Source organism: Pseudovibrio denitrificans JCM 12308 (assembly GCF_001310815.1).
Taxonomy (GTDB): domain Bacteria; phylum Pseudomonadota; class Alphaproteobacteria; order Rhizobiales; family Stappiaceae; genus Pseudovibrio; species Pseudovibrio denitrificans.
Window position 1 is genome coordinate 56,956 of record NZ_BAZK01000007.1, and the last position, 15,196, is coordinate 72,151.

A 15,196-nucleotide genomic window follows, 5' to 3' on the forward strand; every position below is an offset into this window, starting at 1 on the left:
CTTTTACATGCTGGTCTGTAGCGCGATCCAAAGCGGCAGGCTGATGCAGGAAAGTAAAGTGGACTGGGCAATCAGCGTTGCCGGTTGGCGGCAATCAGCACCAAAGGCAGCGGCCAGCACGTGGGCGGCTGAAGCGGTGGGCAAAGCTGCGAACAACACCAGCACGGATGCCTGTTCTTTTGGAATGGCAAAGCTGTGCACCACAAACCAGGCGATGCAGGGCAAGGCCAGCAGTTTGATGGAGTTCAGCCCGCCGGTATAGATATCCAGCTTCATAAGCCCCTGCCAATCAAGTGTCGCTCCAATCGCCAACAATGCTAGGGGGATGGCGGCCAGAGCCAGTTGATTGAGACCTTCCGAAAGGACTGAGGGAAGCGGATAACCACTCAAGCCCACCGCAACACCGCCAAGGGCGGCCAAAAAGAATGGATTGAGAGCCACCTTTCCAACCGCCTTGCGCAGACCAAGACCTTTGCCCATGGAAAGAGCTGTCACAGCCATCAGGTTCGCCATTGGCACCGCAAAGCCAATGGCAATGGCCATCAGAGAAGCGCTGTCCGCGTCCAGCGCGTTGATGGCCACAAACCCGATTGCTGTGTTGAACCGCCATGCCGTTTGCCAGCCAGCGGCGAAATCCAGAAACCGATCCGGACCAAACGGGCGCAGCAACCACCCCAACAACAGCCCGACACCCAAAATACCCCAAACGCCCAATCCGATGATGGCTGCATCATCAAGATTGATGGGCCGGGCCGCCGCTGCTGAAAACATCAGTGCCGGAAACAGCAGCTGAAAGTTCAGCGTATCAATGCCGCGCCACACTGTCTGATCCAGACGTTTGCCAAACACACCGCCCAAAGCCAGCAAGCCCAGACTTGGCAGCAATGCCATCGCGATCCCCATGCGCTTTCTCCTCACGGTTTGGCTGGTCTTTCCTGTTGCTATGTCTTAGGCTAATGAAAATAGATAAGATAATAAGCTGAGCTTATAATGTGTGATGGCAGTCTATGACCAAACCTGATGGATTCAACAATTTCGCAACTCGCCTGCCGGAACTAGCCGTGCGTGCTCTGCCTCTGGTGCAGGCCGTTGGCTCTGTCACCAAAACGGCGCATCGGTTGGGTGTCAGTCAGTCCGCGGTGAGCCAGTCCATCGCGGAACTGGAGAAGCGACTTGGGGTGAAGGTGCTCCGTCGCGGGGCACAGCCGGTGCAGTTGACGGATGAAGGCGATTTGATCGTGCAGTATGCGCTGAGCGTGCAAGCGGCAGAAGAAAACGCATTGGCTCGCATCAATGACCTGCGCCAGAACAAAGGAGGGCGTGTACGGATCGGATCGTCCGGCCCATCTGCCTCCACGCGTCTGCTGCCAGATGTAATGAAACGCTTCTCCCGCCTCTATCCCGGTATCGCGCTGGAACTGCGGGAGGCGCAGGATCAGGAAATCATCGCCGCATTGCGCCGTGGAGAGGTGGATGTGGCCGTCGTGCCAGGTCTGGATGGAGATGAAGAGTTCGAGAGCATTCCGATCGCCTGTGACCGGCTTGTCGGCATTATTGCCCGTGATATGGAGTTGCCATCTCAGATGTCCGCTGAGGACTTTCAGCGCCAGCCCTTTATTATGACCAAGGGCGGCAGTGAACCTCTGGTGCGTAAATGGTTCAGCCGCTCAGATACAGAACCGCGCGTGGATCACTCCATTCAGCAGATCACCTCCATTCTGGCTGTCGTCCGGTCCGGCCTTGCCTGTTCCATCATCGCTGAACTGGCACTGCCTGAGCATCTGGAAGGTGTGATGGCCCTGCCTCTTGATCCCCCTGCCCCGCGCAGTCTCTTCTTAACCCGCCTGCCAACGACTCCCACCAACAGCGCCGTCACTCGCTTCTGGGATTTTGCGGAAAATGAGATCTACCAGGAAGAATAACCTTCCTTCCCTTAACGGAATACGCGGATACCCTTATCTTAGTTAATGAGAATGTGCTCATAAATTACAAAATGGGGGATGAATTTTGCGTTTTTGTACCGGCTGGTCGGTTGAAATCGATATTTTCTTCCCGTTAGGCGGGAATTTTTCACCAAAAATTTTCGTGATTACCATAGGTAACCCACTATCTCACGCAATAAGTCATTGATATATAGTGAAAAACTTTGAAATAGTTCTATTGTACATGTATTCCCTATGCATGCTGAGGATGTAAGCTAAATCATAATAAAAATCATGGTGGGAGGCTAACCATGGAAACAATGACGAATATCCTAGGCGAAATTAATTCTATCGTTTGGGGCCCTGTGATGCTTATAGCCATTCTCGGGGTTGGACTTTTCCTCCAGATCGGACTCAAACTAATGCCCATCTTTAAGTTGGGCACGGGCTTTAGCCTGCTCTGGAAAGGTCGACAAGGCGCAGGTGGTGGCGAAATCAGCCCCTTCAACGCGCTGATGACTTCTCTTTCAGCAACAATCGGGACCGGTAACATCGCAGGCGTAGCGACTGCAGTGTTCCTCGGCGGACCTGGCGCACTCTTCTGGATGTGGATGACCGCTCTTGTGGGTATGGCCACCAAGTATGCAGAAGCTGTTTGTGCGGTGAAATACCGTGAGCGTGACAACGCTGGCAACTATGTCGGCGGTCCGATGTACTACATCAAAAACGGTCTTGGCCGTAAGTGGTACTGGCTTGCTCCAACCTTTGCCGCGTTTGGCGCAGTTGCTGCGTTCGGCATCGGCAACGGTGTACAGGCCAACAGCGTTGCGAACGTACTGAATGAAAACTTCGCTATTCCGGCACAGGCAACCGCAGTTATTCTGATGGTGCTGACCGCTGCAGTTATTCTGGGAGGGGTAACTCGCATTGGTAACGTTGCTGGTAAGCTGGTTCCATTCATGGCTGTTGCTTACATCACTGCTGGTCTGGTTGTTCTGATCCTGAACATCGATTCCATCGGTTCTGCTCTGCAGCTGGTCTTCGCTCAGGCATTCACCTCAACTGCTGCTGAAGGTGGCTTTGCTGGTGCTGCTGTGTGGGCGGCTATCCGCTTTGGTGTTGCGCGCGGCGTATTCTCCAACGAAGCTGGTCTGGGTTCTGCACCAATCGCTCACGCGGTTGCTGAAACCAAGAGCCCTGTAAACCAGGGTTTGATCGCGATGCTCGGCACGTTCATCGACACCATCATCGTATGTACCATCACTGGTCTTGCGATTGTGGCATCCGGCGTGTGGACCTCCGGTTCTTCCGGTGCAGCGCTCACCTCTCTGGCATTTGAGACGTCCCTGCCGGGCGTTGGTGGTTACATCATCGCGATCTCACTCTCCGTGTTCGCGTTCACCACCATCCTGGGCTGGAGCTTCTACGGTGAGAAGTGCATTGGCTTCTTCTTCGGCCCTCGTGCTCTGAAGCCATACCGCATCCTCTGGGTTGCTGCGATCTACTTCGGTGCGACTGCAGAGCTCAGCTTCATCTGGCTGCTGGCTGACACGCTCAACGCAATGATGGCTATTCCAAACCTCATCGCGCTGGCTCTTCTCAGCCCGATTGTCTTCAAGTTGACCAAGGAGTTCTTCTCCGAAGACGGCGAACCAGAAGGCGCAGAAGAAGCACCTGCTGAATAACAGAAAACGCAGTTTTCAAGAAAATGGCCCGGTTTATCGCCGGGCCATTTTTGTGTGTGCAGATGGATGGGGTGCCGTGAACTTGGCAGGACTATTCAGGCAAGGTGAGTATGTTTGCAGCGCAGACGTTTGACAGAAGAGAGACCAGTACACCACAGTTGTGCAATTGTTTCATATCCTTTTGAGACGGTGTCACCTGCGCCATGATCGATACGCTCCAACTCACAGAACTTACCTGCAAAACAGAGTGCGTGAAGCTCTGTGACGAGGTTCTCTCCGATCTGCCGGACTGGTTCGGGCCGTTTGAGGTCTACAAAGACTATCTGGAGGATGTGAAAACACGTCCTGTCTTTGTGGCTGAGATTGGAAGGGAGAAGGTCGGCCTCATGGCCTTAACACAGACCAGCGCGGCCTGCGTTGATATCCATCTGTTGGCGATCCGATCAGAGCACCATGGTGCTGGCATTGGCCGGGCATTTGTTGAACTCGCAAAGCGCTATGCAAAAGAGCGCGGCGCTGGCTTCCTGACGGTCAAAACGCTCGGACCTTCCCGTGAGAATGCTGCTTATGCCAAGACGCGGAAGTTTTACGCGTCTGTCGGATTTGAGCCTCTGGAAGAGTTTATCGACTTCTGGGGCAAAGACGTGCCGATGTTGCTGCAATGTCAACGTGTTGTGTGATCCCTGTCCAGGATTGAAACAGGGATCAAATAGTCTACTGTGATGCTACTTCCACCATGCATCTGGGGACGTGTAGGCGTCGTAGGTGTTGTTGTTCCGCTCCCATTGATACTGGGCGGAATCGTAGGCAGACATGGAGTCCAGCTTGGCGTCCGGATTGGTTTTCTGCGCATCAAACAGGTCTTCATGGGCTTTTGTGAGCAGGCTGACGACCGGGTCATCAGAGAAAAGATCACTTTCCTTGCCATTTGATAGCCGTTTGTAATTGGCCTGAGCGCTCGCCTTGTTGATTGCCCATTCGAAGGTTGCTTTCTCTTCCTCAGAGCTTTCCTTTTCAAGATACTCCAGAAGCGACAAGTAATTGTCAGCTGTTGGCTCCGCATCAGGATCGCTCTTGTTGAGTGCCTTTTCCAGCTGCTCTTCCATCACGAGCTCAGCAGCTTTGATCTCTTCCTTGGAGAAGTAGCCGTTGTCGTTGCTGGCGATTTGAAAGAGCGTAGCGCGATCAAACTTCAGATCGTCAAAGATCTCTTTGCGAAACCCCTCGATGTCGTCCTTGTACTTGGCAGAAGTGGCGTCCAGATCGCCATAGCGCTCGGTCAGTTTCGCCCGGGCATCGACAGCGTTGTCAGGCATGGATGTCACGTCCACATTGGTGGAGTTCTTCTCTGAATCATCATCCTTCGGTTGCGCGATCTGCGTCGCGCGCGCCGCGAACGATGTGGTGCCACTGCTCACAAACTTGGCGACGCTGTAATTGGAAATGCTGTAGGAGGATCCGCCTCCGCCGAAAATGCTCACAATCACTATCCTTTAAAAATCAATTGGCGTGATGCTAGCCGCCGAAACCTGCGCAGCGCTTGCTGTTGAGGTACGTGCTATCACCTGATTTCAGCTATGAGTGTGATGTGTTCTGGCAGGCCTAATCGGCAATCTCAAAGACTTCGCCGGAGTTCAGGTCTTTGATCATATCAATCGCCTCCCCACTCCAGTGGTAACTGAAGTGACGTGCCTGAACAGGGGCTTCAATCACATCCGGATAGAAGGCCGCGATACACATGCCGCCTTCATCGCGTACGCTGGGGTAAAGAATGCCGTCACCGCCATCTTCCAGCAGTTTGCGCGCGAAATTCTGAGAGGCGGAGTAATCATCGGGATGCAGAAGCACATCAAAGCGGGGATCTGTTACGTCTGCCAGTTTTGCATCCACACTGCCAATCAGCTCACGCATCTGCGCAATCCAGCCGGGAGCCTCCTGTGTGGCAGCATAAAAATTGCCGGTGTGGTGGACGGTTTCAAAGAGCGCAGTTTCAAAGGACTTGGCTGCGTAAAACGCGCCATAGGTGCCATCATGAAAGCGCCCTGCTCTGTCTGGAGAAGCATGGGTGAACGGGGCCATCAGATATGAGGCGCCAGTTCCGTTCACGCGACGCTCCACAGGGACAAGATCCAGATTGCCTATGGTCACTGCAAGGCGTGGGTTTGTGCGGCTTTCAGCAGCGGCCAGCAACTCCCAGTCTGCCGGATCAGCGATGTCTTCAAACAAATCTATGGGTGGGTAAGCCGAGTTGACCAGACGATAATATTGGGGCCAGCTGACATGTGTTTCTGGAGCTTTCAGGTCCGTCTCCACCAGAGTTAACGTGGTCACCAGTTGCCTCGCTGCGCATCAAGATATCTGCGCACGCGCATCAAATCTGTCAATTGCCCGCCCAGCATAATCTCAAGAGCAGTCTTACCGCCAAAATCCGTGTTAGGCCGCTTCACCCAGCCATATCCGCGGTTCGGATCGCTGAACAACAAACGCAGGGCTTTATGAATGCCGAGAAGGTTGGAAAGGCGCGCGGCAAGGTCCACACTCACGCGGCCATAATGCTTGGTCTTCCAGCGTTGATAGGTACGCTTGGCAATATCGCCCAGCAACAAAGTGGCTTGCTCATCAGTCAACTGCCAGCGATCAAACAGGTTGATCACGGCCCGCTGCATGGCATGGACCTCTTCCTCCGTGAACTTAGGCCCCCCAGGCGCCAAAGGCTGCTCAATCTTTCGAAGACTAGGCATCGTCCCTCTCATCCAACCAACAAAACACTGAAAGTGCCATATGGCATTATATTATGATTATGATGCCAAATGTCAAGATTTTGGGCGTGTTTTCGCGCGAATGATGATCTGCGACAAAACCCTGAGTGGTAGTTTATTCAAGTACATCCTACTATACGCAATATCTAATATAAACGTGGATGACCAAGCGTCTGCCTTGATGTGTGACGCCTGCAACTATAATTATCGATAAAAATACGAATAATTACAGTTGGGGGGGCCGTGACTTTTAAATCTCGCAGTTTGAGCAGTGTTTCCGTATGCGCGCTCGTTTTAAGCAGTGTTTTGGTCGTACCAGCCGCGGCGCAGACGGTGAATATTACCGTACCCAACAGCGCTCCAAATGATGCATCTCTGGATACTCAGGTCATCACAGGACCTCTTTCTAACTACTCAGGGGAACTGGAGGTCGAAGTCGTTGGCGGTGAAGCCTCTGGTGCAGGAGCGACAGCGGAAGTAACAATACGCGGTGTTCGCTACGATATCACCGGAGACAATACCGGCAATATCTCAGTTGATGTCAGCGGCGGAAGTGCGGATAGCAGTACCAGTGCAAATTCAGGTGCAACCGCTGCGATTACAATTGATGGTGTTGAAGGCACTCTGGAAAAGGACAATCTCGGAGCAATTTCTGTCAAAGGCACCAGTCAAAATGCCGTCACATCGGGTAGTGGTAAAGCCAGTGTAAAGGTGAATGTGAAGGCCATTGATGACCGACTGATAGGCGACAATCTGGGGACACTCTCCAGTTTTGCTCAGGCGGGTACTGCCACAGCTCTTGGCAGCGGCAATGCAGATGCAAGCGTCGAAGGTTTTGGCACCTACCTCAGTATTAAGAGCGACAACGTAGGTACCATCAAAGCAGAAGGCTACGCCGGAACCGCGAAAACTGGCACAGGCATCGCCTACGCAGATGCTGACATCACGGGCATTGACGAAGATCTGGAAGGCGAGAACAAGGCCTAATCGACATTATTTCAAAAGGTGGGCAGGCAACCTCTGAGAGCGCAGGAAATGTTGATGTATATGCCCTGGCCATTGGTGTGAAAGGGTATGCGGACGCGAACAGCGGTTCCATTCTTGTTCTTGCCGACAACAGCAATGCCAGTGCGATCACAGCAAGTGGAGAAGCCAAGGCAGCGGCTGATGCCTATGGTCTTTATGGAGACCTTCAGACAAGCAACACCGGTTTGATTGATGTGGTCGCAAGAGCTGGCCAGTCAAAGACCGATGGCAGTGCCACTGCAAACTCTAAGGCGCTGGCAGTCGGTGTGAATGGTTTCGTTGATGCGAATAACGGTTCTATTCTTGTTGATGCTGATAACCGAACTGCAACAGCAACATCGGCTGGAGGAGAAGCCAACGCCGCAGCTGATGCCTTTGGCGTTCAGGGAAACCTACAGGCTGAGAATACGGGCCGGATAAGTGTGTATTCGAGCGCCGGTCAGTCTGAGACTGTTGGCAACGGAACCGCAAATTCCGCAACACTTGCAGCTGGTGTGAAGGGTTACATTGATGCGAACAGCGGCCTCATTTTTGTGAGGGCTGCCGGAGAAGGTGCAAAAGCAACCTCGGAAAACGGATATGCCAATGCATCTGCGATTGCGTCCGGCACGAAAGCTAACCTGAATGGCGATAATTCGGGTGAGGTTGATGTAATCGCTCGTGCCGGAACCGCTTCTGGTCTTCGTGCGAATGCGAACGCAACTGCGTTTGGCGTTGAAAATACGCTCCAAGGCAACAACTCAGGTGTCATCCGTATTGAAGCACTTGCAGGAACTGCAGAGAGTGATGGAACCACTGGCGACGGGCTGATGCAATTGCCAGTGCTGTGGGCGTCAATAATTACATAAGAGGAAGTAACAGCGGCATTGTATACGCACGCGGTGTTGCCGGAAAAGCAACGGCTGAAGGGGCGCTTTCAGCAGAGGCGACAGCAAACGTGTATGCCGTCAACAATGGGGTGGAAGGAGAGAACTCAGGCTCTCTGATTGCCCTCGGATATGGTGGCACAGCTGAAGCTAAAGGGAGCGGGAACGCATCTTCCTATACCCGTGTTATGGGCCTCTTTGGCCGCCTTGAGGGTTCTAATACAGGAACCGTTTTCGCTGAGACTCGAGGCGGAACCGCAATAGCGCACGGTTCAGGCAGTGCCAGTGCCTCAGCAGAGGCTATCGGTGTCTACCTTGGCATCAGAGATACTGGTGCAGGTGAACAGCCCGATAATCTGGGTGTTGTCAGGGCACTCGGTACTGGTGGCACCGCGAGTTCTGTTGGTGGCCCAGCTTATGGCTACGCAGATGTAACGGGTCTTGATGGCTCGCTTGGCGGTGAGAATAAGGGGCTGATCGAAGCACAAGCGGTTGGAAAGTCAGCAAAAACGCAAGTGAATAAGACCGCCAATGCAGAAGGCCTTGCTGTCGGGATCAAAGGAGATGCCGAAGCGAACAGCGGAACCATTTTTGTGCGTGCCACTGGCGGTAAGGCTGAGAGCGGTGATGCTGCTCAAGCCAATGGTGGCGCACGCGCCTTCGGTATCGGCTATGTTGACGGATCAACGCGTTATGGCATCGAAGGTGATTTTACCAACTCAAACCTCATTGATGTAAAGGCGGTTGCTGGCACTGCAAATGGTGTTCAGGACAAGGCTATTGCATATGGTGTGGTGCTCAAAGATGACGCAACGCTCGACAACAGTGGTTTGATCCTGGCATCGGCGACCGGTAATGCGGGTTCTGAGGCGTATCAGGTGCATGCTGGTCTAATGCGTTGACTGTGATTTCCTACGGTATTCTCTTCCAGGACGATATGGAGGAAAACTTCAGCGGTACCATTCAAGCTGATGACCCGGCCAATGTAACGTTCAACAGTGCCACACTTCACGTCCATCATTCCAACAGCACAAAGGTCAATGAGGCCTATGTAGTGCCGGATCTTGTTGCCGGTAAGGATGTTCAGCAGTTCACCACGCTCAATACGGATGGCATTGTTGGCTATGGTTGGGGCGCAGAGATTGTTGAGAGCAGCTGGAATACCAAGGATCAGCAAATCATCTTCAGATACGCGCCGAAGGTCTCCAGCCCACAGTTGGTTGCGCAGCAGCAGCGCGGCGTGATTGATGCGACGCAGCGCGTTGGGGCGCAGTTGCTGAATGATCTGATGTTTGGGCAGGAAGCTGCCGAGAGTGAAGGTCTGCTGCTTTCCTATGACGGACAGCCGACATCAGATGCGGCGAAGGCTGTTGCGGATATGGCAGGTGTGAAACAGCCGGTTGAGCAGTATGGCGTGTTCTATGCAGCTCCTCTGCACCTCTACCAGAACAACGGTTTTGAGGAACTCGGTTACTCCGCCCACACAACTGGCGTTCTGACAGGCTACAACCGTGTAATCTCTCCTGAACTGATTATCGGTGCCAACGCTTTTTATGGTCACAGCGCGCTGGAGTTTGATGGTGTTTATGATCAGGCCAAAGAGAGCGTGGATACCTTTGGGTTTGGCGTTCAGGGTGCATACCGCATGGATGATGTGCTCTTCAGTGCGCAGAGCACCTTCTATCACACCAGTAACACCTACAAGGACAGCTCTGTTCAAGCCAAAGAAAGCTACACCAGCCAGAACCTACTAACCCGTGTCGCGGCACAATACATCTGGGAGCTTGGCAACAAGACCTTCACACCGGAAGTTGGCCTGAGCCATCTCTGGCATTCCCGTGGCGCGTTCAGCGTCGACAATCAGAATGCACCGGATGTTCGCTATGATGCGGTCAGCAACCACCAGTTCTCCGTGGATGCATCCCTTGGCTGGACGGGTACCTATGAGCTCGAAGAAGGTGAGTTGAAAGCCAATGTTCGCGCTGGCCTGCGTCAGATCCTCGGTGATGGTGGCTTTGAAGATATCCTGCGGTCTGGAGCTAACGGCGTCGCATACGCGACCAATGATGTTGACCAGACACTGGCCCGCGTTTCAGCCTCACTGGACTACACCAAAGGCAACTTCGGAGCATCTGTTGGCGTGCTGGGCGAGTACGGCGAAAATACAACTGACACAGCCTTCTTCGGCCGCATGTCCTACAAGTTCTGATCGCCCACAAACAAAAGCATGCTGGAGCTTGGCTTGGGGCTCCAGCATGCGGCTGGGGAAAGGCTAAACGCGACTGCCCGGGCCTGTTCCGCCAGCGGTATGGTCCGGCTGTGAAAGCCTACTGGATCAGTGGGAATGCTCGGATGGTTTGGTCAGGTGCACGCCGGGGGCTGGGCGTTTCAGGTCGTGGCTGTTCTGACCCTCCGCAGGGAGTTCGACCCATGCGTTCTCGCCATCAGCGCATTCCTGTGTGGTTTTGAAGTAGAGCGTCTGGCCGGGAGCCAGCGTTTTGTGCAGTTTGCCGCGGAAGACGAACTCGTCGTAGTGCTCGTGCTGCAGGGTGCCGGTCCAGGTGATCTGCTTGACGCCTTCCTTGAGGGTTCTGCCGTAATACTCGTAGCTCTTGGCATACGGGCCGGTTTGGGTTTCCAGCTTCCATCCGGCTTTGGGCATTGGCTTGACGGAAACCACGCCCTCTGGAATCTCAACACGCACTTTCAGCGTTGGCTGGCCGTCGCAGCCGTGGCCAATGCGGATCACGCCCTTATAGGTGCTGCCGACCTCCGCCTCTTTCTGTTCCAGCGTTGCGTGCGCAAAAGCGCCGGAGGAAGCTGCGATCATGGTAAGTGAGAGGAGCGATAAACTAAGATTTTTCATAGAGTTACTTTCGGTGTGAATGGTGTGCTCTGACAGAAAAACGGCACAGGAAGGCTCAGGCACGCAGTCCTCAGTCAGACCAACTGCGCGCTGTTTGCTTCTTGCGAAGGGGGAACCGTCAGAAGCTAATCAATTGTTTTTATTGGCTCTCAGCTTCGGCTTATGCCTTTGAGGCGACGTATTTGGCTCCTTTGCGACCAGAGGCGAGGTAGATCGGCAAGGAGGGAGAAAACAGGTACTTGCCGAAGAGCGCCATGAGTTTGCCAGCCTTTTCTGGAGAGCCCACGTTGAACACCGGATTGGGCGCAAATTGCAGCACCTGCTGTTCAATGTGGTGGGCAACATCTTTGCCATAGACATCCTGCACCGCTCTCAAGGCCACCTCATAGGAGCCGATAGCTGGGCCTGCGCTGTAGAACTTGCCGTCATAGGCCACTTCGGTGCCGCTGGATTTGGCGCCCAGCTTATCCAGCAGCGGGGTGTGGTGATAGTTGGAGGTGGCGGTTTTGCCGTTCAACAAGCCAGCAGTGGCATAAACCAATGTGCCCGCGCATACGGAGATCATGCCTTTGGCATTTGGCTCCTGCCGACGGATAAAGTCCAGTAACTGCTTATCTTTCAGTAGAAACGGTTGTGTTGCGCCCATGATGACAAAATCAACTTGCGGGCAGTCTTCAAAGCTGGTGGTTGGCACCACCTTTGGACCAAGAAGACATTGCACCGGAGTTTTATCATGGGAGACCACATGAAGCGTTGAGTTGGGGAACACACTCAACACCTCCACCGCCCCCAGGTAGTCTGGCAAATAACAACCTGAGGGCAGTGCCATTGCGATGGTTGGAGCATCGCAATCTGCCAGGTCCACCAGCCTGCTTGGCGTGTGGGCGGTGTACTGGCAGTGGGGATCGTATTCCAGGGTCAGCTCGGCAAATCTGGCAAAGCGGGTGCCGCGTAGCTTCTCCAGCACCATAAAGGCGGCTTCGATCATGCCTGTGGAGTGGCCTGCGGTGTGGAACTTGCCATCCACCACGGCTCTGCGCTCAAACACCGGCTTTGCACCGTAGTCTGCCAGCAGTGCAGTGCCATGATCATCCGCCGTTGCTGCTTTGCCCTCCAGCACATCCGCCTTGGCAAGGGCAACGACACCGCCGCTTGACGCCACAACGTGCGAAACACGGGCGCATTGATCTGTCAGGAAGGCATGAAGCGCGGGATCATCCTGAGCGGCCTCAGGAATATCGGGAATGACAAGCACATCCAGCGGCGTGCGGTCCTGAAAGTCGGCATTGGGCACAAGGGTCATGCCATGTTGACCGGTTACAGGTGTTTTGGACGGCGCGATGACTGAGCTTCGATTGAGTGGATGAATGCCCAGAACAGCCTGCATTTCGCCAAGTTCGGATTCATTGAACCCGGGCATTGCGATATAACCGACACGGTAGCGTTTCATGGGTACTCTCCTTTTCCCTCAACCGGACGCATCCGACCAAAGATTCTTGTCACTCAATTTTGACAAGTTATATAAAAAATGTAAAAAGAGTCAAATGGCATCGATGATCAACCATATGCCCGTGGTCGAGCTGCTCAGCCACTACGGGATTCAGAAAGCGACCATGGGTAATCTGGCAGAGGCTGTCGGATGCACACGGCAGACGCTGTACAATCGGTTCAAGACCAAGGACCGCGTGCGCGACTGGGCGCTGCTGGAGTTCATGCGGGAGGTCAACGAGACAGCGATTGCTGTTTTGGACAATGCACCGGCAGACGCCGCACTGGATGCAATTCTGGAAGCCTTCGAGCGCTGGGGTGGTGATCACGTGGCCATGGTGCGCAGCTCACCCCATGGTGTCGACATTCTGGAAGGCGGCATGCAGCTGATCGCCTCCAAGACAGAAACGCCCATCGATCGCTTTGAACAACGCTTAGAAAAATTCATCGGAAGCAGACATCTCTCCCCTACTCCGGCGGAGACAACCATGGTGCTGGTGATGGCCGCCAAAGGGGTATTTGTCTCCTGCGCGGACGCGAAAGACTACTCGAAAAAAATGGAGGCGGTGGTCAAAGCTCTGCTCGGAGCAGTGCAGAGCGCGTGATCGGCGTTAGTTTCACATAGGAACGCACGAAAACCCAAAAGAACGCAAAGCAACGCACATTTCAACGCAAACAGAAACGGTGAACTTTATGCCCCTTCTGCAAGCGGCATGAAAAAAGCCGATGCAGAGCATAAGTCTGCACCGGCTTTGTATCTGTGTAGGTCTGCTATGTTAGCGCAGGCGGGCCAGAACGGCGTTGGCAGCAGCTTCTGAGGAAGCTGGGTTTTGACCGGAGATGAGATTGCTATCTTCCAGAATAAAGGAACCCCAGTCCGGGCCTTTTTCGTAGATCGCGCCTTTTTCCTGCAAGGCATCTTCCACCAGCAGCGGCACAACATCAGTCAGCTGAACAGCGTCTTCTTCCGTGTTGGAAAAGCCGGTGACCTTTTTGCCCTTCACCAGAGCGGAGCCATCCGCAGCCTTTGCGTTGACAAGAGCAGCGGACGCATGACAGACGACGCCAACTGGCTTGTCCGCAGAGTTCAGCTGTTCAATCAATGAGATAGAGGCAGCATTGTCCACCAGATCCCAAAGGGGACCATGGCCGCCCGGATAGAACACGGCATCAAATGCATCTGCAGAGATGCTCTCCAACTTCACAGTGTTTGCCAGGGCTTCATTGGCGGCGTTGTCTGCCTTGAAGCGATCGGTGGCAGGTGTTTGGAAGTCCGGCAGGTCGCTTTTCGGGTCCAGCGGAGGCTGCCACCAGCGGGAGATGCCAGAGTGATTGTCGCGCCAGCGTCTTTGAAGACGTAATAAGGTGCCGCGAGTTCTTCCAGCCAGAAGCCGGTCTTCTCGCCTGTGTTGCCCAGCTTGTCGTGGGATGTGAGGACCATTAGCACGTTCATTGTGATCTACCTTTCAGCAGGCATAGGGGGAGTGATCACCAGTGCCCGAAGGCACTGATGTTAATGTTGTTTTTGTTGTTCTCGTTTAGAGGTTAGTCGCCGACTTTTACGACAACTTTGCCGAAGTTTTTCCCTTCGAGGAGGCCCATGAATGCTTCCGGGGCATTCTCCAAACCATCTACCATTTGCTCGCGGTACTTCACTTTACCCTGCGCAATCCACTGCTGCATATCCGCTGCGAACTTAGGGTAAAGATTTGGGAAACTGTCGAAGATGATGAAGCCCTGCATGCGGATCTTTTTGACCAGCAAAGTACCCATCAGCATGCCGATCCGGTCTGGACCATCCGGCAGGCTTGTGGCGTTGTACTGGGAGATCAATCCGCACAGCGGAATGCGTGCATGCGGGTTGAGCAGCGGCAGAACCGCATCAAACACAGCACCGCCAACGTTTTCAAAGTAAACGTCAATTCCGTCCGGGCAGGCGTCTTTCAGGTCCTGCGCAAAGGTTGGGGAATTGCGGTCGAGGCAAACATCAAAGCCGAGATTCTCAACGGCGTGCTTGCACTTTTCAGCGCCACCTGCGATGCCAACAACACGGCAACCCTTGATCTTGCCGATCTGGCCAACGGTTGCACCAACAGGGCCGGTTGCTGCTGCAACAGCAATGGTTTCGCCTGGTTTCGGTTCGCCGATTTCCAGAAGACCTGCATAGGCTGTGAAGCCCGGCATGCCCATAATGCCAAGCGCCCAGGATGGCATTGCTGGCTCTTTGCCGAGGTTGAACACCATCTCGCCATTGGAAATTGAGTAGTCCTGCCAACCACCCAGGCTCACCACCCAGTCACCTTCGGCAAAGCCCTTCAGGTTGGATTTCACCACCACAGACACGGTGCCGCCCACCATTGGAGCGCCAATCTCCACCGGGTCAGCATAGGATTTGGCATCACTCATGCGGCCACGCATGTAAGGATCCAGCGAGAGATAAACCGTCCGCAGCAGCATCTCACCTTCACCCGGCGTTGGGATCGCAGCATCTTCCAGGCGGAAATTCTGAGATGTCGGAGCCCCGACAGGACGTTCCGCCAGCACAATCTGGCGGTTTACTTCTGTATTCTGCGGCATTTCAGGT

At 54.0% G+C, this 15,196-nt stretch carries 15 protein-coding genes and 1 pseudogene; 8 read left to right on the top strand and 8 right to left on the bottom strand.

Going from position 1 to position 15,196, the window contains the following annotated elements:
- Positions 1 to 3: 3 nt before the first annotated feature.
- Positions 4 to 903, bottom strand: a complete 900-nt coding sequence (locus tag JCM12308_RS10350; RefSeq protein WP_054783658.1) for an AEC family transporter — start codon at positions 901 to 903, stop codon at positions 4 to 6.
- A 104-nt stretch (positions 904 to 1,007) separates the two neighbouring features.
- On the opposite strand from JCM12308_RS10350, the gene JCM12308_RS10355 reads away from it, so the two are divergent.
- From JCM12308_RS10355 to JCM12308_RS10365, 3 genes are all read left to right on the top strand, one after another.
- A complete protein-coding gene (locus JCM12308_RS10355; RefSeq protein WP_054783659.1) occupies positions 1,008 to 1,922 on the top strand; it encodes a LysR family transcriptional regulator in 915 nt (304 codons plus the stop codon).
- A 320-nt stretch (positions 1,923 to 2,242) separates the two neighbouring features.
- Entirely contained in the window at positions 2,243 to 3,607 is a 1,365-nt protein-coding gene (locus tag JCM12308_RS10360) for an alanine/glycine:cation symporter family protein (RefSeq protein ID WP_506344896.1), read from the top strand.
- A gap of 251 nt (positions 3,608 to 3,858) precedes the next feature.
- Entirely contained in the window at positions 3,859 to 4,287 is a 429-nt protein-coding gene (locus JCM12308_RS10365; protein WP_164845288.1) for a GNAT family N-acetyltransferase, read from the top strand.
- 45 nt (positions 4,288 to 4,332) lie between these two features.
- Here JCM12308_RS10365 and JCM12308_RS10370 read toward each other — a convergent pair whose 3' ends face one another.
- The 3 genes from JCM12308_RS10370 to JCM12308_RS10380 all read right to left on the bottom strand — a co-directional run bounded on the left by JCM12308_RS10370 (position 4,333) and on the right by JCM12308_RS10380 (position 6,273).
- Positions 4,333 to 5,088 carry a hypothetical protein gene (locus JCM12308_RS10370; RefSeq protein WP_208609177.1) on the bottom strand — a complete coding sequence of 252 codons (756 nt, stop codon included), beginning with the start codon at positions 5,086 to 5,088 and terminating at the stop codon, positions 4,333 to 4,335.
- A gap of 121 nt (positions 5,089 to 5,209) precedes the next feature.
- Complete coding sequence (locus tag JCM12308_RS10375) at positions 5,210 to 5,938, bottom strand: RES family NAD+ phosphorylase (RefSeq protein WP_244271874.1); 729 nt, start codon at positions 5,936 to 5,938, stop codon at positions 5,210 to 5,212.
- Positions 5,935 to 6,273, bottom strand: a complete 339-nt coding sequence (locus tag JCM12308_RS10380) for an MbcA/ParS/Xre antitoxin family protein (protein ID WP_008548976.1) — start codon at positions 6,271 to 6,273, stop codon at positions 5,935 to 5,937. The genes JCM12308_RS10375 and JCM12308_RS10380 overlap by 4 nt, the downstream gene beginning before the upstream one ends.
- A 336-nt stretch (positions 6,274 to 6,609) precedes the next feature.
- Between JCM12308_RS10380 and JCM12308_RS29565 the strand changes: the two genes are divergently transcribed.
- The 4 genes from JCM12308_RS29565 (at position 6,610) to JCM12308_RS29580 (ending at position 10,467) form a co-directional block, all read left to right on the top strand.
- On the top strand, positions 6,610 to 7,353 hold the full coding sequence (locus tag JCM12308_RS29565) for a hypothetical protein (RefSeq protein WP_208978436.1): 744 nt from the start codon (positions 6,610 to 6,612) through the stop codon (positions 7,351 to 7,353).
- 77 nt (positions 7,354 to 7,430) lie between these two features.
- The gene (locus JCM12308_RS29570) at positions 7,431 to 8,240 is read left to right on the top strand and encodes a hypothetical protein (RefSeq protein WP_208978437.1); all 810 of its coding nucleotides are present in this window, start codon (positions 7,431 to 7,433) and stop codon (positions 8,238 to 8,240) included.
- Positions 8,219 to 9,160, top strand: a complete 942-nt coding sequence (locus tag JCM12308_RS29575; protein ID WP_208978438.1) for a hypothetical protein — start codon at positions 8,219 to 8,221, stop codon at positions 9,158 to 9,160. Before JCM12308_RS29570 ends, JCM12308_RS29575 begins: the two co-directional genes overlap by 22 nt.
- A gap of 2 nt (positions 9,161 to 9,162) precedes the next feature.
- The gene (locus JCM12308_RS29580; RefSeq protein WP_244271883.1) at positions 9,163 to 10,467 is read left to right on the top strand and encodes an autotransporter outer membrane beta-barrel domain-containing protein; all 1,305 of its coding nucleotides are present in this window, start codon (positions 9,163 to 9,165) and stop codon (positions 10,465 to 10,467) included.
- Positions 10,468 to 10,593: 126 nt separating this feature from the next.
- Here JCM12308_RS29580 and JCM12308_RS10395 read toward each other — a convergent pair whose 3' ends face one another.
- Positions 10,594 to 11,124, bottom strand: a complete 531-nt coding sequence (locus JCM12308_RS10395) for a YcnI family protein (RefSeq protein ID WP_054783813.1) — start codon at positions 11,122 to 11,124, stop codon at positions 10,594 to 10,596.
- 160 nt (positions 11,125 to 11,284) lie between these two features.
- A complete protein-coding gene (locus JCM12308_RS10400) occupies positions 11,285 to 12,574 on the bottom strand; it encodes a DJ-1/PfpI family protein (RefSeq protein ID WP_054783663.1) in 1,290 nt (429 codons plus the stop codon).
- 94 nt (positions 12,575 to 12,668) lie between these two features.
- Here JCM12308_RS10400 and JCM12308_RS10405 point away from each other — a divergent pair, with 94 nt between their 5' ends.
- On the top strand, positions 12,669 to 13,217 hold the full coding sequence (locus JCM12308_RS10405) for a TetR/AcrR family transcriptional regulator (RefSeq protein WP_208978440.1): 549 nt from the start codon (positions 12,669 to 12,671) through the stop codon (positions 13,215 to 13,217).
- Between the two features lie 171 nt (positions 13,218 to 13,388).
- Here JCM12308_RS10405 and JCM12308_RS10410 read toward each other — a convergent pair.
- Together JCM12308_RS10410 and curA are read right to left on the bottom strand one after the other, a co-directional pair.
- Positions 13,389 to 14,065: pseudogene (locus JCM12308_RS10410) on the bottom strand (type 1 glutamine amidotransferase domain-containing protein).
- 92 nt (positions 14,066 to 14,157) lie between these two features.
- Positions 14,158 to 15,189, bottom strand: a complete 1,032-nt coding sequence (curA, locus tag JCM12308_RS10415; RefSeq protein ID WP_054783665.1) for an NADPH-dependent curcumin/dihydrocurcumin reductase — start codon at positions 15,187 to 15,189, stop codon at positions 14,158 to 14,160.
- Between the last annotated feature and the right edge of the window lie 7 nt (positions 15,190 to 15,196).